Source organism: Mycoplasma sp. ATU-Cv-508 (genome assembly GCF_004011945.1).
Lineage (GTDB): Bacteria > Bacillota_I > Bacilli_A > Mycoplasmatales > Metamycoplasmataceae > RYZV01.
Genome location: NZ_RYZU01000001.1, coordinates 246,522 through 263,538 on the forward strand (window position 1 = coordinate 246,522; position 17,017 = coordinate 263,538).

Genomic DNA, 17,017 nt, shown 5'->3' on the forward strand with positions numbered 1-17,017 from the left:
TTGCTTAAATCAAAAATATCCGTAAAAATGTACCTCTTTCACTCGGAATTCAACTTGGTGGGAGTGATAAATTGTTGCGGTTTAAAGTCGTTTTCATTGCTCCAAAAGCGTCATTATTAATCACAGGTCAAGCGTAGAGCGATTGCATAAACGACCATTTGTTCTGCTGTGAATTTCAAAAATTGGCTCTGCCTTGACCATCAAATATTTGCATTAACTCGGTTTGAGTTAAACCTAATCCTTCGCCTTTTCTATTAAGAAGTAGGGTAAGACTTCCGTATGGCAAATTAGCGTCGTTTGTAACAGTCTGTACATTGCTGCCATCCTTGCCTGCTCACGGAGCGTAGTACCACTTAAAGACGGGAACGTTTTCTCTGACGCCATCTGGTAATTCGCCAGTGTCTTCTTCCCAACCCGACTTAATGTGGTGGTGTCACCCACTAGTTTGAGACGGGGTTGCAAGTTGTCAATCGGATAGTAAATCTTCACCCCGTCAATTCACTCGTTATCACGGTCAATTCACGAAGTGGAATCAATCAGAAAATTTGAACTATTGCTAGCAAAACGAGCGACCATGTCAGCTAACAAAGGAGTTCCTATGTGCTTAGAACTAACTTTTATGCCTTCGGAAGCGGGCAAATAAGTTAGTTTGTCTTGGGCGGTCTCTTCCCAACCTGTAACCACTTTACCAGTTGACTTATAAGTTAGTCGCCCAAGACTATCAGCAACCAGTTCGCCTCGGTAGTAAGCGACAAAGTCTTCAATTCGGAAGTAAATCGGGTTTTCGCTCACTAAGTTTAGGTCAGCGTTTTTTGGATAAGCACCAGTTGAGATTACTAGCGATACTCCGTCTTTATCTCCATCAGTAACCAAATCTCGACCACCATTAGCTTGTTTAAGCGCCTGTTTCCAGTCTACTCCGTCAAAAGTAGCGCTCACAAGGCTAAAACCACTGCTACCAGCATCATGAGTGCGGCCGGTAAACTTCACCTTTAAATCACCGCCTGGAATCTTTACTTCTCTCTCTAATTTTTGGCCAACGCCTTCTAACTTGTAAATACGAGGATGTTTGAAAGGACTGCCTCCAGCCGGGCTTTGAGCTGTAAGCAGATCCACTCTACGATCAATGTTATACACACTGTAGTCTTGAGGGAGCCCCCCTGTGTAAACTCAAAAGGCGTTTCGAATTGGAACAATTCGAAACTGAACAAAATCTTCGTTTGATACCGGGTCATAGGTTATGTCGGCAACATGAGTGCTTCCGCTTTGCTTTGGCGTAATCCAGTTCCATTTACGACCTGCTACTTGGTACTGAAGCGCCACGCCTAAATTTTCAAAATCATCAGCGTAAGTTCCTTTTCCTAGAAACTCTAGTCTAACTCCGTTGGTAACGCCTATTTCACCAGAAAATTTGATGTTTAAGTCGTACGGTGAATTATGTTTAATATCAATTATCTTTTCCTTCATGAGTCATCACTCAGAAGCTCTGTTGTCAGAAAAACGAAAGTATTGAGAAACATCAATTGCCAACTCGTATCAACCGACTTTTCCGAGTTTAGGGTCTTCAAGTTTTGGCGCAAAGTTTCTGAAGACATAACCGGGCGTGGGATCAAGAAAAACTCTAAGACTTACAACCGATTTATCCCCGTAGCGCGGAAGTTGTTTTTTCAAATAATTTTTCAAATCTTCCGGGTTATAACTAGCAAAAAAATTGCCGTCTTTTTGAACTGCCACATAAATTAAGCGAGTTTTTTCGCCGCCAGGAATTAAATCCTGGGGAATTGATTTGTAATCCACTTCAACTTGAAATTTGTCAGAGTAAGGAAAATCCATTCACTCAACTAATCTTCAAGCAATAATTTTGGCTAAGGCTACATTTGGGTCGTTCTCTCGAGCGTCTAAACTTAACTCCCATCTAAGAGCACGCATTCCTGTAACAAAGTGAGCGTTAAGAATCTTATTTTCAATTTTGCCAAGAGCACCTAAATCTTCGTTTTGAATACCAAAACCAGGGTTGCATCCGCCATTTTGGGTAATTGTGATTCAAAAATAACGAGCATCAGGGTTTTTTTCAACCCTAATCTTGTCCAACTGTTCCTTGAGGGCGTCTTCGCCAAAATTCGCAAAAGAAGTCAAACTACTGAAGCAACTTTCGGTTGGGAGGCTTCAGTACTGTAACTTAAGTGAGGGTAAGTAATGCTAGAAACTGCGCCGGGAACACTTAACTCCTTAATGAAATTTATCAATTGAGTTACATTCCACTTGTATTTTGTCGGATCAGAGGGATCGAGTAACACCCGAACACTTTCGGCAAATTTTTTCAGTCAAGCGTTTGCGCTCATGGGAGCACGAGCGATTTTTGTCTCTAGTCCCAAGTCGCTAAATCTAACTTTGTGTTCGCCGATTACATTAGTCAAAATGTAGCGAGCATTGTTGACTAGAACTTTCGTAACTAAGTTTTCAAAAACTCAACGATTTTCGCTCTCTAACCAAAGGTTAGGCGCATTGGGCGAACCGCCAAAAACTTCTTGAAGCATTTGACTGTTTCACTGATCCTGGCTAAGGTTAGGTAGCATTGCTTGCACTCCGGACTGGGCTTCCAAAAGACGGCGTGAACGCCCCTTAGCGCGATCAAAGGAAAAGTTTAGCCGCACCACTTTAGCAATTGCCCAGTCATCGAGTGGATTATCGACTCCGCTAATGTGTCTGCTGTTACCACGGAAACGGAAGTTAGCCAGTTGCTCGTGGATTAGTTTTTGATCGAGCGCTTTTTTAATTCGCTGACTTTGCCGCAACCAATTATCAATCCTAATTTTTAGCGCTTCATCGCCCGGCTCTTGTTGGTCAAGTTGAACTAAAGCAAACTCAATTGAGTCGTAATGAGCCCGGTTGTTAAGCGTATCAAAAAGGTTGCCGGCTTGGGAAGATCCGTCAAAGACCCACTTTAACTCCTGCAGTGTTAACCACTTTTTGCTAACTAAAAGATCTGCTCGAGCGCCCGCGGCACCAAAAGTCAGCCGACGCGAACCAGACAAGGAAACTAAGTATTTAAGACCAAACTTTTCAGCCTCAATTCCCAGCTCTTGACCTTGGTGATCAAGCAGCGACTTCAAATGGTTAGTTGAATTGTGCTCAAAATCGTAAGAGTTTCTTAGCGTTCAATTGCGCGCTAAACCATGCCAGTATTGATGAGGACTAACATGTTTTTCCCAGTCCACTTCAGTTACTTTGGAAGATCCGTTAACAACTGGCGAGCCAAAGCGAGTTTCAATTTTAATCCGCTGATTAATTAGTTGAGTCAATCTATCAAAATTAGTGTTGATTCACGCCAGAAAGTCTTGGGTTGAAAGTCAATCTGCTTGATCTTTTAAGCGGTGGTAAAAACCGACTTGGGAGAGTCTTTCAACCGACCAACTTGGGTTGTAAGTTTGGATAAGTTTCCACAATGAGGTGCCGTTATTGGCTTTAAATTTAAACGCAAAATTCTCGCCGACAAAACCTTGCGTTTCAATTTTTAAAAGATTAAGTAACTCCTCGGGAAAAACGAGCGGTTGTTCAAGCAAAACGCATTCTTCTAGGTGGTAAGTGAGCGACTGACCGCGGAAAGTTAAACTAACCTCCAGGCTTTGACTAGTCAAATCGTAGTTAGTAGCGGCAATTTTTACCTCGGCGGGCAAACTGGTTCCAACTGACTTAAGCCAGGCAGTCAAATCAAAGTTAGGCGCTGAGTAGTCTTGGTAAGAAAGTTGTCTGTTGATTAATCCTTTGATTGATTCAAGTCATTTCTCAATCGCTTGAACGTGACTCTTTGCGTAAGTTAGCGTAAATTGACGTGGCTTAGATCGCTCGTCTTGACGCCCAATTCGGTAAGTAACTTGTTCTTCGGTTTGACTCAGTCAACTTTGGCTGAGAATTTCTAAAGTCAGACTTACCGGCAAATCAATCCTCTCGCTAATCAGACCAATCCCAGTCTCGCTACTTGGGTCAAACTCAAGCGGACTTTCCATTTCAAAGTCGCTCACCTTGAAATGGTTTAGGTAAAACCAGTCCACTGAGCGATAAACTAATTCGCTAGCACTTTCGCTTGCAAGGTAATACTGGTCTTGATCTGCGTGAGCTAAATCGCTGGGACGAATGTCGTAAATCTTCTCAAGATTAAGTTGGTGATCTAGATCAGTCAAATGACCGCCAATCTGATTATCACTGCTAGTCTTAGCAAAAACCCAAGGGCTGCTAAAGTCTTCGTGCCAAATTAAAAATTGCGTCTGTTGGTGACTTTCAATTAAACGCTTTTCAATTTGCTTAAGGCTGACGCGCGTAGCCGGGTCTAAAAAATTACCGTCCGCTTTTGCTTCCGAGGCCAAAGCAAGTTTCTCAGACTCACCTTTAGAGTTAGTCACCCAAGTCGCCGTTAAAGCAGCGGTTCCCAAAAAAGTCGCGGTCAAAGGAAACTTTCACCAAAAAGTTTTCTGTCTCCACTTAATTCAGTTTCAAACTTTTTTCATCATGCTTTTTTTAATAAAAACATTGTACTATAATTTATTAAAAAAAATACTAAATATCCGAAAAACTGCCGAGTCTTTCTGAACAAAAAAACTGCTAATCACCAATCAGCATAAGAAAATTAAGTTGGTTAGAAAAAAAGGTGTCAGTGTCTATTTACGGAGCGAAAGTTGTTTGATAGTTGACTGGTAAAGATTTAAATCGGTTCTTTTCAAGTAAGCAAGCATTTTTTTGCGTTGTTCAATCTTAGCTAAAAAACCGCGTTTAGAGTGAATGTCTTTCGGATTAGTTTTGAAATGCTCTTTTAAAGATTCGATTTGACTAGTTAAAAGCGCAATTTGAACAGCGGGCGCACCGGTGTTATCAGCACGCTGACCAAACTTTTTAACTAAGTCTGCTTTTGCTACTTTCGTGACCATAAAATTTTTACCTCGCAAACTTTCTTATGAGCAAAATTATACAGAACCGGATTTATTTTCTTAAATATTCCTCAATTTTCTCACGCGCTTGAACAAAGTCTGATTTTTTAACAACTTGATCGTTTTGGTCATTAAAAAACCTTAGACTAGCCAAAATTTCCGCTCTGCAAGTTTGCCTGCCTAACTCAAACTGGTAATCGGGCACAACCAGCTGACAATCTTGGTCCGTGATTCGACAAAGCCCTCAGTAACGAATCGCATTAATAAAAACTCAAACCGCGTAAATTCCCGGCAAAGGTTTAACGATGGGCGGATAGTCAAAACGTCCTTTTTGATCAACTTGAACTTGAAAAGTGAACGGAAAAAGTGCCCGTTCATTAATTAAAGCGACTTCACCCAGGGTAATTAACTGTTTAAGTTCCCGCGTTGAAAGTTTGACCGACTGACTTTTGAGATGTTTGATAACTAACGTGGATGGGAATCACTTTTTTAAGTCTTCAACACTAGCTTGACGATTTTGACCAAAACGAAACTTTTCGCCCACAACTAACGTCTGGGCGTTTGTCAAATGAACGATTTGCTTAACAAAACTAACTCCGTCTAAATCTTTAACTTGGGCAAAATCAACTAGGTAAGCAAATTTAAATCCGAGCGCAGCTAATTGCTGCAATCGAACCGCTAACTGGTTATAAGACCGGTCGTGACTCTTGCTGGGAATTTGACTAGGATCGCTAAAAAGCAAGACGCCGAGCGGTTTTTTTTAACTTGCGAGCTTTTTCAAAAAGAAGGGCGTGTCCGCGGTGCAAAGACTCAAAAGCACCCAACACTAAAACCGTTTGGTTTGGCTTGACTTGGCCGGGGTAGCGGTAAACGTCCATGGTTAAACTTGTTTGATGGTCACTCAAGGTGGTATGGTGCGCAAGAAGGGAGTTGAACCCTTACTCCGTTAGGAACTAGTGCCTAAAACTAGCGTGTCTGCCAATTCCACCACTTGCGCTTGGTGCGCCCTAAAAGATTCGAACTTTTAACCAAAAGCTTAAAAGACTTCTGCTCTACATTGAGCTAAGGGCGCTGGTGCTGGTTATAGGACTTGAACCTACAACCTACGGTTTACAAGACCGTTGCTCTCCCAATTGAGCTAAACCAGCCAATGGTGCAAGATGAGGGGCTCGAACCCCCGACCCTCTCCTTGTAAGGGAGATGCTCTCCCAGCTGAGCTAATCTTGCGTATTGGTGACCCATGCGGGAGTCGAACCCGCTCGTGTATGGATGAAAACCATATGTGTTAACCGTTTCACCAATGGGCCTTGGCGCCGAATACAAGATTTGAACTTGTGACCAACTGGTTAACAGCCAGCTGCTCTACCACTGAGCTAATTCGGCCAGCGTAAGAATGCCCACCCATTATACAAAAATTTAATTCGGCTAACCGATATTTACGTCCTCTTCAACGTAAGAATAATGCTTGGCTGTGCTGTTGCGACGACCCCACAACAAAATCGTGGAAGAAACGCCTAACTGACCAATGAACATGATGAGAATCATTGAAGACTTAGTTGAGGCTGACAGTCCGCTCGTTAAGCCGGTGGAGAGTCCAGTTGTTCCAAAAGCCGAGGAAACTTCAAACAAGAGTTCTAGGAAGGTAAATTTATCGTCGCGACGGGCTAGCACGCTGCCCGCGTCAATGGGCGTGTATTTTTGGTCGTTAAGTAGACCGCCGTAATCGTTAAACGAGGTGTTGCCGATCGCGTTAACTAAAAAAACCAGAGCAATTGAAGTCGCAAAAACTACGTAAGCACGCTCGACTGTTTGACCAGGGATTACCCGTCGGAAAACACGCACTTGCTCACGACCGCGAATTCGGTTTCAAATCCCATGATAATAATTGCCAAGGTGGTAGTTCGAATCCCTCCAGCCGTTGAAGAAGGAGCCGATCCGATGAACATGAGAATGATGTAGACAAACAAAGAGTAGCGTGACAAATCGTACATACTAATTGTCGAAAAACCGGCGTTTCGGGTTGACATTGTGTTAAAAATCAGCGCCATTACCCGGTCTCCCGCGTTACCAAAGACAGCGTCGGAAGACTTTCAAAACGAACGCTCGTTTTTAATTGTCATCTCAAAAACAACTACAAGAGCGATACCGACCAGTGCAACGATTACGTAAGTCACCATCGATAACTTACTGAAAAGCGACCAGCGGAAAGGTTGCTTAGTAAATTTTGATTTGAAGTAGAGGTAACAGTCGTAAATGACTGGGTAGCCGATTCCGCCAATGATAAAAAGCAACATGAACATTAACTGCAAACCAAACTGGAAGTAGTAAGGCGCTAAAGACTGGGGCCCCACGATGTCAAAGCCGGAGTTATTGAGCGCAGAAATGGTGTGAAAAACGCCAAAACGAAATGCATCCGACCAACTACCATAGGGTGAAATTCCGAGCTTACCCTCGTTGCTTAACCCCGGTTTAGAGGGGTCCATGTCAACGGGAACAAAGTAGAAGTAAAGCGTTAAAATGAACGAGAAAACGAGAATGAAACAGAAAAGAATCGTCACCGAAATTTTTGATAATTCGCGGCGAACCACCGACTTTGTTGCTACCCCGCTCGGTGGAAAGTGTCATGTTAGTGTTATAAGAAATTGGACGTCTGAGCAAAATGTTAAAGAAGTAAACTTTGAGCGAGAAAAGCCCGATTCCGCCCGTCAAAATCAAGACAGCAATTACCGCTTGACCAAAATAACTCCAAGTGCTGTAAGTAGGGACTGTCACTAAACCTGTGTCCGAGAAAGCCGAAGCAGCCACAAAAAGCGCGTCTAAGAAAGTCACCTCCACTTTCTCTTGCTGGGAAATTGGCATGTAAAGAATCAATGCGCCGATCAACGTAGTTAAAAGGTAAAAATTAGAATGTGTTTAAAAACCGACAAAGTTCGAAAGCGGTAAATGCGGCGCGCAATCCGGTCTTTGAACGTAATTGGTTGACCCTTTTGATCGGGGATTTTTTTCATAACCAAAATTATACTTCAAGACTTACGCAGTATAATTATGGGAGTTTTCCCGGGAGGTAGCAATGAGCAAAAATGTCAACGATATTTGTGTAATTGGCATCGGCCGGTTTGGTCTAACGGTCGTCAAGCAACTAATCGAGCTGCGCAAATACGTTTTAGCGATTGACCGCAACAAAGAAAATCTCAAAGAAGTTTCTCGTAACACCAACACGGTTGTGGTTGACGGAACTGACATTGAAGGTCTCAGAGCGGTCGGAATTAACCTTTTTGAAACGGTCATCGTCGCCACGAGCGACAACATTGAAATCGTCGCTTCTTTAATTGAATTGGGAGCCAAAAACATCATTGCTAAAGCAAAAAGCGCGACCCACGAACGGGTGCTCAAACACATTGGCGTTGACATTATTATTCGTCCCGAGTACGAAGCAGGGATTCGAGCCGCTTTAATCGCAACTAGCACCAACTTCATTAAGTACTCTAAGTCACTCCAAGAAATTGGCGACGGTTACGCGATTGGTTCAACTGCGCTCAGAAACCGCGACTGAATTAACCGTCCGCTCAAAAACCTTAAGTTCAACAAACTAGGCGTTTCGGTCGTGTCAATCAAACGCGGTCCTAAAGTCCACTTGCCCTCGGGTAATGTGACACTAGGGGCTGATGACCTAATTACGGTGGTTGGCAAAATTTCTAACATCGTTAACGCCTTTGGCGAACTTAACGCCGAGCATGATCCGAGTCCGAGCGCAGCTTTACCAAGCAGTCGTATTCCGGACGTCAAAATTAAAGTTTAACCACTTAGCGAGTGACGATGATCGCGCCGAAATTACCAGTTTCAAACTTTCATTCGTAACCCTCTTTTTCTAAGTAATCAATCACAACTTGGCGCACAATTTGTCCTTGTCCGACTATTAACTTAATTTGTTGGTAGTGCTGGTTGTTATCTAATTCAAGCAGCGCCAAAGTAATTTTGCTAGCGGCTTGGTTAACATCTAGTCCGTGAAAATCGTAAGTTTTTAAAATCATGGGTTTACCTCGTTAAGTTTGTTTAGGTCCAATAAAATTACTCAAATTTAATCGCTCGTTCGCGGTCGGTGTGAAAGTAGGACGAACCGATTTTCTTACGCAGTTTGAAAATAATTTGGTCAACCACTCGGGTCGTGTCGCCACCCGGACATATTTTCAAACTTGGTTAAAAATTTCGCTTTTACTAACGTGTTGACGCCGGCGTTCTAAAAGAAGTTTTAAAACTAAAAACTCTTTGCGAGTTAAAGAGATTTCGTTGCCGTTGAGGGAAACATAACTGTCAATAAAATCGGCGATAATACCCCGGTAAATAACAGTTGTGGGCTTGGAGTAAATTTCCCAGTAACGCCGCAGCAAAGCGATCGTTTTCCACTTGACTTGCTCAAAACCATGGCTAAGGTGAATAATGTCATCGGCCAGCAGTTTAAACACCTGAGTGTCTTGGTGGTCGGGAGCATCTTTAAGAACTACGTAACTAAAAGACTGGTTAACCTTTTTAAAAGCGTCTTTGTAGTTTAATTCAAACCCGCTGATAGCTCCGCCATCTAAAAACAAAAAATCAACGTGCTGGTTTAAGTAAGAGGCTAGTTGATCCGGGCGATCCACCGTGTGATCCACGTTGAAATACTTTTCCCAAGCGTTGGCAACTTGGTGCCAATCTTTAGTTAGTTCGCTCCGAATTAATGAAACGATTTTAAGTTTGGAAAGACTAGCGCTTGACATCGCTTACCCATTATAAGCAACTTGCTCCTCTTTATCAACTAAATTGGCCGCCTGAGCCAAAGCAACCGAGAAGAAACTAGTCACGCCGCGCTTTTGCATAGTGGCTCCAAAAAGTTTGTCCACTTTAGCCATCGTGCCAACTCGGTGAGTAACGACGATAAACTGGGTCTTATCTTTGAGTTCTTGGAGATAATCGGCAAAACGGAGCACGTTAGCTTCGTCTAGGGCTGCTTCAACTTCGTCTAAAATGCAGAGCGGTAGCGGCTGAGCTTTTAAAATCGCAAACAGAAGCGAAATGGCGATCAACGCTTTTTCTCCGCCGGAAAATAAATTCAAGTTGCGAATTGTTTTGCCTGGCGGTTGGGCGATCACTTCAATGCCTGTCTCAAGCAAATTACTCGGATCGCTGTACTTAACTTGGGCGTGCCCGCCGCCGAACATAATTTTAAAAAATTCCGTCCATTTCGCGGTTGACGGCGCTGACTGTTTCATCAAGGCGAGTAATAATCACTTGATCCATCTGGCTAATCGCATTCATGATTAACTCTTGGGCCGAACTGAGCTCTTCCTCGTTTTGCTTAATTTTTTCAAACCGGCCGTTAATTTCTTCGTAATCAGCGATCGCATCTAAGTTAACTGGGCCAAGTTCTTTCAGTTGACCTTTGATTTCTTTGACGATTTCACGCGCTTTTTCGGGCTCAATCGTCAATTTTTCAACTTCTAAAGCGGCTTCAAAAGTCATTTCGTATTCCTCGGCTAAACGTTGGCGAGCGTTTTCCAAAATGAACTCGGCTTGGTTTTTGGCATTAAGTTGTTGACTGGACTTATCCAGCAGTTCGCGCAACTCGCGTTCCAGGTCGTTTTTAGTGGTAGTTAAGCGACCTAGTTCGTGGTTTAAAGCAATTGCGGTTTCGCGCTTAGCCTTGATAAGCGCTAGCAAAGAAGCGCGCTGAGACTCAAGTTGAATTAGGTCTTCTTCAATTTGACCGCTTCCCTCTTTGGCGACAAACTGCCGACTAGTCAATGTTTCGTACTGGGTTTTGAGTAAGTTGTACTGCGACTGTTGGATCGAAATTTTTTCGCCTAGTTTAGCCAGTTCTAAGTGGTTAGAGGCGATTAAACTTTGTTCCTCCTGCTGACGATCTTGCAAAAGACTAATTTCACTTCTTAACTTGTTAATGTCTTTTTCAAGCGAAGGCACTTGACTCTCAAAGTGGTCAATTTGTTGGTCTAGACCTAACAGGTTTAAAGAGCGCTCTTGGTGACCGCCGGTCATCGATCCGCCCGGCCGAATGATGTTACCATCAAGCGTTACAATCGGGTAAGTTTGGAAAAGGCGGTAAAGCTCGCTGGCACTCTCGATCGTGTCAGCCACCAAAATGTGACCGAGTAAATACTCAACTAAATTAGCGTACTTGGGGTCAGCCTGGACGAGCGAACTTCCCAGCGCCACAAAACCAGCTTGTTGACTAGCGATTTGCTGGTGTTCGGATCGAATGCTCTTAGGTTTAATCACTTTGAGCGGCACAAACGAAGCTCGACCCGCTCGGTTTTCCTTGAGAAAATTAATCGCTTTAATTGCGTCTTGCGAATCGTCCACAACTAAGTGTTGGAGTGCGTTTTGCAAAACTGTTTCAATCGCAGTGCGGTGTTCGGGTAAAACATCGATCAAGTCGCAAACCATTCCGTGAAGACCGCTAAAAATTTGACGGTTTTGAAGAATTGTTTTAACCCCTTTGAAAAGGTTAGACTTGTGATCGCGCTGGTCTTTTAAAATCGCCACTTTTGACTTTAAAGTTAAAAGTTCGGTTTGATTTTGGTCAACTTGCACTTGGTTGGCGTAAACATCGGCTTGAATTTCGCGAATAATTCGGCGACGATCTTCAACCGTTTCCCGGTGTTTAGCTTCCAAACGCTGGAAATTTTGGATCGTCTGAGCGATTTGGTTAAGTTCTTCGTCCAGGGCGCTAATTTGTTCTTCCCGGGGCGCCTCAATTTGGCCACCAATCATTAGTTGCCGACGTTGACTAGCGAGCGAATCGCGAACTGTCACTTTCTCAAGTTTTTCTAGAAGAGCTTGGTTTTCGGTTTCAAGCGCATGAATTTCGTTGTCTAGTTCCAACTTACGTTGGGTTTTGTAACTTAAGTCTTCTTCGCTCACTTGCAGACGAGTTTGTAAGTCAGAGCGACTTGTTTCAACGCCGCTTAAGTGGGCATTCAGCTCAATTAACTTACTTTGGTAAAAAGCGATGTCCTGGGCTAAAAGAGCAATTTCAACGGACTTTAACTCTTGGCGTTTAGCAAGGTAAAGACGAGCTTTTTCCGCTTGGCGTTTGAGGGGCCTTAGTTGCCGCTCTAACTCCTGAGCTACCGCGCGAACTTTGTCAAGCGCTTCGGTGGTTTTCTCCAGTTTACGTAAAGCTTCTAATTTGCGGGCTTTGTACTTAGCAATTCCAGCCGCTTGCTCAAAGAAAAGTCGCCTTTTCTCGTTGCTAGCTTGGGCAATATCTTGAACCGTTCCCTGGGAAATAATCGCCAAGGAAGATTTAGCCATCCCTGATTCAAGCGCTATTTCGCGAATGTCGCGTAAACGAGCGCTTTCTCCGTTAATAAAATACTCGCTCGTTTGTCCTCGTTTGAGCGAACGAGTAATCGTAAACTGCTCGTGGGAATTGAGACACGTTTTTCCCGGTTATCAAAAGTGAGCGAAACGTAAGCTTTGTCAAGCGCGGGCACAGTTTTGGAACCGGAAAAAAATCACATCCTCCATTGAATCGCCGCGCAGCGATTTAGCCGACATTTCGCCGAGCACCCATTTGATCGCGTCATTAATGTTGGATTTACCCGACCCGTTGGGTCCGACCACTCCGACCACTCCGCCGTCAAAAGTCAAAACAACTTTATCGGCAAACGACTTAAAACCTTGCGTTTCAACTTTGATTAATCGCACGTTAGTCCTCTGTTTCCCGGCTTAAACGTTCCAGCGCTTGGCGAGCAGCTTCGACTTCGGACTGTTGCCGAGTTTTGCCTTTGCCGCGACCGAGCACTTTGCCATCACATACAATTCTAGTGTAAAAAACTGCTTTTCGCGCCGTGGTAGCGTAATGTCAATCCCGAGCTTGTTGGCGTTGCAAAAGTTCCTGGAGCAAAGTTTTAGGGTTTTTTAATTCTTGACCTTGGAGTTCAGCAATTTGAGTGCTCAAGACCCGGTCAAGAAAGTGGTTGCTAGGCCGGCTACCCTTGTCTAAGTAAAGCGCGCCGATGAAAGCTTCAAAAAACATCGGAAAGAATTTTTTCGTTTTGCTGAAGGTCTTGGGCCTTAGGGGCAAAGCGAATTTGGGTTTGAAAATTAAGTTTCCGAGCTAAGGCGCCTAAGTTAGTCCAGCTGACTACCGAAGCTTTTAAAATGGACATTTTGCCTTCGCTGAGCGGCGGAGTGAGACGGAAAACGCGTCGCGCCACGTAAAGACTGATGATGGCATCGCCTAAAAATTCCAGCCGTTGGTAGTTTTGGGTTTGACCTTTTTTGTTAGTAAATGAAGGATGGGTAAAAGCTTGCTCGTAAAAAAGCATTTCCCGCGGTTTAATCCCTAACTTGCCTAAGAAATCGCGTAAATTCATTAAGCCAGCACTTTCTTAAATTTAGTTAGGTAATTCTCTTCTAGCGCACGGGCTAAGCGATTGAGCGCGCTTAAATAAGCTTGTTTATCGGAATTGCCATGAGTTTTAACCGCTAGGCCGTTAATACCAATCACCCAAGCCGATCCCACGTTGCGGTAATCAAACTTTTGCTCCACCTTTTTAAAAGCCTTCTTAACTAGCAACCCTCCGATCTTGTAACTAAGACGAGTGCGCATTTCGTTTTTCAAAACCTTTTTAAAAGCGAGCGCGGTTCCTTCCATCGCTTTTAAAACTAAGTTGCCTCCGTAGCCATCGCAAACAACAACGTCCACGTCTCCGTTTAAAATGTCGCGCGGCTCAACGAATCCTACGTAGTTAAGACGAGGCATTTTTCGAAGACTCTGGTGCACCGCCTGGTGAAGTTCGGTACCCTTAGTTGCCTCTGTCCCGATGTTTAGCACCGCTACCCGCGGGTCTGTAATTCCTAAAATGCTTTGGGCAAAAACGGCCCCCATTTTAGCTCACTGCTCAAGCATTTCGCTCGTCGCGACGCTGTTAGCGCCCACGTCCAACATAACAAAAAACTGATCCGGGTTAACAGTCGGAATAATCGGCATAAAAGCGGGTCTTTTGACGCCCGGGATTCTTTTGAGGGTGAGCGTTAAAGAACTGAGGTACACGCCCGAGTTGCCGGGTGAAATTACTCCGTCCGCTTGTCCGTTTTTAACCAAATCAATCGCTTGTTGCATGGAAGTTTTTTGCCGGCGCACTTGGCGAACGTTAGCCTCAGAACTAACGCTAAGCGGCGCATCAACGATTTTAATCCGTTCGTTATCTTTAACGTACTTATCAATGTGTTTGCGGTCGCCTATTAGGTAAAAGTAGTAGTCTAAGTTGTTTTTAACAAACTCAACGACGGCTTCCACAGCTGGTCTAACGCCGTGGTCGTTGCCCATCACATCAAAAGCTATTTTGCGCATTTTTCTCCTTGCTTACTCAAAAGAAATTAAAAAGTCGTAAATGCGTTGGCCGCCCTTTTTAATTTCCACCACTGCGTTGTACTTGCTTTCCACGTAAACAGACACTTCCTGGGCGTCGGCTTCAGTGGCATCAGCTCCGTACCAGATGGTAATAATTTCCGTGTCATCGCTGACTAGTTTGTCAACTACCCGGCAAGCCGCTTCCACTTTGGACTTAACCGACGCGACAACTTTGCGCTCGGCGATCGCTAGGTACTGACCTTTTTTAATCGTGACTTTGTTAAGTTTACTGTCTTTAATCGCGATGCTAACTTGACCAGTTAAAACTTCTTCCACGCCCTCAAGCATTAACTCCTGGTTTTCCTCTAATGTGTTAGTTTTGTCAAAGTTAATCATGGCGGTAATGCCTTCCATTTGCGTTTTGGTCGGAATGATGATAATTTTTTTGTCGCGAATCGTTTGAATAACTTGTTGAGCAACCAAAATAATGTTGGAATTGTTAGGCAAAATAATGATGTTTTGGGCTTTGATTTGGTCAATTGCAGCCAGAAAATCACGGGTGCTGGGGTTGTTAGTTTGACCGCCCTCAATCACGTGAGCGCCCAAATTTTTCATCTCGGCAATGATGCCGTGCCCATCGTTACAAGAAATAACTTCAATCGCTTGATGAGCCGGCAATTCTTCCTGGGCTAGTTGACTGGGCGCGTGGCTCTTTTGACCTTGGGATAAGTTAGCTTGGAGCGTCATGTTTTCGGACTTAAGTCTTAAAAATTCACCCCAGCGCTGAGCGTAGTTAAAAACGTTGCCCGGCGTAGGAGTGTGAACGTGTACTTTAACGATTTCTTCGTCGTGAACCACCACGATCGAATCGCCTAGTTTACCTAGTCCGTTTTCAAAAGCCCGTTTGTCAAAGCTTTCGGGTTTTTCCAGTTCAATGACGCACTCGGTGCAGTAACCAAACTCGCCTTCGTAAACTTGGTTAGCTCCGTGTAAAAACTCGTTGCTCGTAGTTGCTTGGTCCCAATTTTTACTTTGGAGCGCGACCGGCTTACCTTCCAAAGCGCGCAAAATACCAGTCAAGATTAAAACCAGTCCTTCGCCGCCCGAATCAGTTACGCCAACTTCTTTTAAAATCGCTAAGAGGTTGGGAGTTAAGTCACAAGCACGGCGCGCTTCTTGGACTGCGCTCTGGAAAATTTGAACGAAATTGTGCGAGTGGGTGACAGTTTTTTCCAGGTGTTCGGCCACCATTCGAATAATTGTCAACATCGTTCCTTCAACCGGTTTCATGACAGATTTGTAAGCGTGTTTTTGCGCTTGGATAAAAGCTTCAACGATTTGGAAATTAGTAGCGCTTTCCACTCCGTCTAGAGCCACGGAGATCCCCTTAAAAATTTGCGAAAGAATTACGCCTGAGTTGCCGCGGGCGCCGAGCAAAGCACCCCGAGCAAAACGTTTAGTTAATTCACCGATTGATTTAAAGTCTTGGTTTTCAATTTCGCCAAGACCCGATTTAATTGTCCCAGCCATGTTAGAACCCGTGTCGCCGTCGGGCACGGGAAAGACGTTTAACGCATCAATTTTGTCGCGGGAATTAATTAGAGCGCTTGCTCCGGAAATGAGCGCTTTTTTAAACTGGGCGGCGCTAAGTTGACTCATTAACTAACCCCTCGGATGTAAATATCAATTTTGTCACAGTTAATTTTGTTAGTCTTAAAAAGACTAACAAGTTGGCCGACAAGTTCTTTGCAAATCGTTTTAACACGGGTGTTACGCATCACAATGATGGCTAATTCAAAGTGGTTCTGGTCAACAATTTTGCGAAAGGCAAACCCCTTAGTGTAACTGCGGAGCGGTAAATCAATTTCCCGGGCGGCAAAATCTAAGTTAGCAAAAGTTGCTATGCCAGGGACACTCGTAATTACTTTGTAAATATCAAGGTTAAGTTTAGTCATTATAACTGTGCAACAAGCAAATTATACCCAATCTTGGCAACTCATTTGTATAATAACCTCACCTTTAAAACCGGCTCAGACTGGTTAAGAACCACTAGATAAGGACGCGAGAATGGCAAGAAAAGACGCAATTACCGGCAAAGGAGCAATGTCAGGCAACTTACGTTCGCACGCGATGAACGCTTCGCGACGTAAGTTTGAACTCAACCTCCAAAAAGTTACCGTTGTGGAAGACGGGCGAAAAAAGACTTTGCGCGTCAGTGCCAAAACTGCGAAAACTTTGAAAAAACAAGGACGCGTCGCTTAATTTTTTACGTCTAAAAACTTAGTAATCGCTTGGTAATCTGGTGCAACTTTTAAATCTTGGTTAACGCTTAAAGCGACCACTCGCTGGTCAGCATCAATTAGCATTAGTCCTCTTAAGAGCATCGATCCGTCCGCTGTTAATAGCCCAGTTTGGCTGGCAAAATCACGCATTTTCGCGTCCGAAAGCAAAGTTAAGTTTTTAACTTGGTGAACTTGCAGTCACTCCTTGCCCACGCTAATTGGATCAAGCGAAATCGCCACGAACTTTTCGGCAGGATAACGGTTAACTAACTCGCTAATTTTTAAAGTTTGTAAGTCGCAAACTTTGGTATTTAACTTCGGAAAAAACGAAACGACTAAGCGCTGGTTAATTTGGCGCGAATCAAAAACTCCCTCGGAACTTTTTCGGCTTTAAAACTAAAGTGGTTGCCGACTTTTAAATTTGTCTTAGTCATGGAACTAATCTCCTTCTCAAAACT

At 43.8% G+C, this 17,017-nt stretch carries 21 protein-coding genes and 6 tRNA genes; 2 read left to right on the forward strand and 25 right to left on the reverse strand.

Annotated elements, in window-relative coordinates:
- Nucleotides 1-234 precede the first annotated feature (234 nt).
- From CSH31_RS01310 to CSH31_RS04935, 14 genes are all read right to left on the reverse strand, one after another.
- Nucleotides 235-2,091 (reverse strand): hypothetical protein, encoded by a 1,857-nt coding sequence (locus CSH31_RS01310; protein ID WP_128008564.1) that lies wholly within the window; start codon nucleotides 2,089-2,091, stop codon nucleotides 235-237.
- Entirely contained in the window at nucleotides 1,983-4,508 is a 2,526-nt protein-coding gene (locus CSH31_RS01315) for a hypothetical protein (protein WP_128008565.1), read from the reverse strand. The genes CSH31_RS01310 and CSH31_RS01315 overlap by 109 nt, the downstream gene beginning before the upstream one ends.
- A gap of 147 nt (nucleotides 4,509-4,655) precedes the next feature.
- Complete coding sequence (gene rpsO / locus CSH31_RS01320) at nucleotides 4,656-4,922, reverse strand: 30S ribosomal protein S15 (protein WP_127942697.1); 267 nt, start codon at nucleotides 4,920-4,922, stop codon at nucleotides 4,656-4,658.
- Between the two features lie 52 nt (nucleotides 4,923-4,974).
- Nucleotides 4,975-5,664: a hypothetical protein gene (locus CSH31_RS01325; protein ID WP_128008566.1), complete on the reverse strand. Its 690-nt coding sequence runs from the start codon at nucleotides 5,662-5,664 to the stop codon at nucleotides 4,975-4,977.
- Nucleotides 5,654-5,800 carry a hypothetical protein gene (locus CSH31_RS04930; RefSeq protein ID WP_128008567.1) on the reverse strand — a complete coding sequence of 49 codons (147 nt, stop codon included), beginning with the start codon at nucleotides 5,798-5,800 and terminating at the stop codon, nucleotides 5,654-5,656. Before CSH31_RS04930 ends, CSH31_RS01325 begins: the two co-directional genes overlap by 11 nt.
- Before the next feature lie 34 nt (nucleotides 5,801-5,834).
- Nucleotides 5,835-5,919: transfer RNA gene (locus CSH31_RS01335), tRNA-Leu, on the reverse strand.
- A gap of 1 nt (nucleotide 5,920) precedes the next feature.
- Nucleotides 5,921-5,994: transfer RNA gene (locus CSH31_RS01340), tRNA-Lys, on the reverse strand.
- Nucleotides 5,995-6,070 (reverse strand) — tRNA-Thr (locus CSH31_RS01345).
- Nucleotides 6,071-6,073: 3 nt separating this feature from the next.
- Nucleotides 6,074-6,149, reverse strand: a tRNA-Val gene (locus CSH31_RS01350).
- 4 nt (nucleotides 6,150-6,153) lie between these two features.
- Nucleotides 6,154-6,229, reverse strand: a tRNA-Glu gene (locus tag CSH31_RS01355).
- Nucleotide 6,230: 1 nt separating this feature from the next.
- Nucleotides 6,231-6,305 (reverse strand) — tRNA-Asn (locus tag CSH31_RS01360).
- A 42-nt stretch (nucleotides 6,306-6,347) separates the two neighbouring features.
- A complete protein-coding gene (locus CSH31_RS01365; RefSeq protein WP_161565645.1) occupies nucleotides 6,348-6,764 on the reverse strand; it encodes a potassium transporter TrkG in 417 nt (138 codons plus the stop codon).
- Nucleotides 6,743-7,510 (reverse strand): potassium transporter TrkG, encoded by a 768-nt coding sequence (locus tag CSH31_RS01370; protein WP_345775168.1) that lies wholly within the window; start codon nucleotides 7,508-7,510, stop codon nucleotides 6,743-6,745. The genes CSH31_RS01365 and CSH31_RS01370 overlap by 22 nt, the downstream gene beginning before the upstream one ends.
- Complete coding sequence (locus CSH31_RS04935) at nucleotides 7,392-7,805, reverse strand: potassium transporter TrkG (RefSeq protein ID WP_128008570.1); 414 nt, start codon at nucleotides 7,803-7,805, stop codon at nucleotides 7,392-7,394. The genes CSH31_RS01370 and CSH31_RS04935 overlap by 119 nt, the downstream gene beginning before the upstream one ends.
- A 187-nt stretch (nucleotides 7,806-7,992) precedes the next feature.
- Between CSH31_RS04935 and CSH31_RS01380 the strand changes: the two genes are divergently transcribed.
- Nucleotides 7,993-8,721: a TrkA family potassium uptake protein gene (locus CSH31_RS01380; protein WP_127942700.1), complete on the forward strand. Its 729-nt coding sequence runs from the start codon at nucleotides 7,993-7,995 to the stop codon at nucleotides 8,719-8,721.
- Nucleotides 8,722-8,725: 4 nt separating this feature from the next.
- On the opposite strand, the gene CSH31_RS01385 is transcribed toward CSH31_RS01380, so the two are convergent.
- From CSH31_RS01385 to CSH31_RS01430, 10 genes are all read right to left on the reverse strand, one after another.
- Complete coding sequence (locus CSH31_RS01385; RefSeq protein WP_127942701.1) at nucleotides 8,726-8,953, reverse strand: hypothetical protein; 228 nt, start codon at nucleotides 8,951-8,953, stop codon at nucleotides 8,726-8,728.
- A 12-nt stretch (nucleotides 8,954-8,965) separates the two neighbouring features.
- On the reverse strand, nucleotides 8,966-9,676 hold the full coding sequence (locus CSH31_RS01390; RefSeq protein ID WP_128008571.1) for a winged helix-turn-helix domain-containing protein: 711 nt from the start codon (nucleotides 9,674-9,676) through the stop codon (nucleotides 8,966-8,968).
- A 3-nt stretch (nucleotides 9,677-9,679) separates the two neighbouring features.
- Nucleotides 9,680-10,117 carry an AAA family ATPase gene (locus tag CSH31_RS01395; protein ID WP_161565647.1) on the reverse strand — a complete coding sequence of 146 codons (438 nt, stop codon included), beginning with the start codon at nucleotides 10,115-10,117 and terminating at the stop codon, nucleotides 9,680-9,682.
- Between the two features lie 4 nt (nucleotides 10,118-10,121).
- Nucleotides 10,122-12,230 carry an ABC transporter ATP-binding protein gene (locus CSH31_RS01400; protein WP_128008573.1) on the reverse strand — a complete coding sequence of 703 codons (2,109 nt, stop codon included), beginning with the start codon at nucleotides 12,228-12,230 and terminating at the stop codon, nucleotides 10,122-10,124.
- A gap of 138 nt (nucleotides 12,231-12,368) precedes the next feature.
- On the reverse strand, nucleotides 12,369-12,626 hold the full coding sequence (locus CSH31_RS01405) for an AAA family ATPase (protein ID WP_128008574.1): 258 nt from the start codon (nucleotides 12,624-12,626) through the stop codon (nucleotides 12,369-12,371).
- 1 nt (nucleotide 12,627) lies between these two features.
- Nucleotides 12,628-12,957 (reverse strand): putative dsRNA-binding protein, encoded by a 330-nt coding sequence (locus CSH31_RS01410; protein ID WP_128008575.1) that lies wholly within the window; start codon nucleotides 12,955-12,957, stop codon nucleotides 12,628-12,630.
- Entirely contained in the window at nucleotides 12,911-13,297 is a 387-nt protein-coding gene (locus CSH31_RS01415) for a ribonuclease III domain-containing protein (protein ID WP_128008576.1), read from the reverse strand. Before CSH31_RS01415 ends, CSH31_RS01410 begins: the two co-directional genes overlap by 47 nt.
- On the reverse strand, nucleotides 13,297-14,277 hold the full coding sequence (plsX, locus tag CSH31_RS01420) for a phosphate acyltransferase PlsX (protein WP_128008577.1): 981 nt from the start codon (nucleotides 14,275-14,277) through the stop codon (nucleotides 13,297-13,299). Before plsX ends, CSH31_RS01415 begins: the two co-directional genes overlap by 1 nt.
- 12 nt (nucleotides 14,278-14,289) lie before the next feature.
- Nucleotides 14,290-15,936 carry a DAK2 domain-containing protein gene (locus CSH31_RS01425; protein WP_128008578.1) on the reverse strand — a complete coding sequence of 549 codons (1,647 nt, stop codon included), beginning with the start codon at nucleotides 15,934-15,936 and terminating at the stop codon, nucleotides 14,290-14,292.
- On the reverse strand, nucleotides 15,936-16,232 hold the full coding sequence (locus CSH31_RS01430; RefSeq protein WP_127942707.1) for a hypothetical protein: 297 nt from the start codon (nucleotides 16,230-16,232) through the stop codon (nucleotides 15,936-15,938). Before CSH31_RS01430 ends, CSH31_RS01425 begins: the two co-directional genes overlap by 1 nt.
- 112 nt (nucleotides 16,233-16,344) lie before the next feature.
- Between CSH31_RS01430 and rpmB the strand changes: the two genes are divergently transcribed.
- The gene (rpmB, locus tag CSH31_RS01435; protein WP_127942708.1) at nucleotides 16,345-16,539 is read left to right on the forward strand and encodes a 50S ribosomal protein L28; all 195 of its coding nucleotides are present in this window, start codon (nucleotides 16,345-16,347) and stop codon (nucleotides 16,537-16,539) included.
- Here the strand turns inward: rpmB and CSH31_RS01440 are convergent.
- Complete coding sequence (locus CSH31_RS01440) at nucleotides 16,536-16,910, reverse strand: redoxin domain-containing protein (RefSeq protein ID WP_201736482.1); 375 nt, start codon at nucleotides 16,908-16,910, stop codon at nucleotides 16,536-16,538. The two genes, rpmB and CSH31_RS01440, sit on opposite strands and share 4 nt — an antisense overlap.
- Nucleotides 16,911-17,017 lie beyond the last annotated feature (107 nt).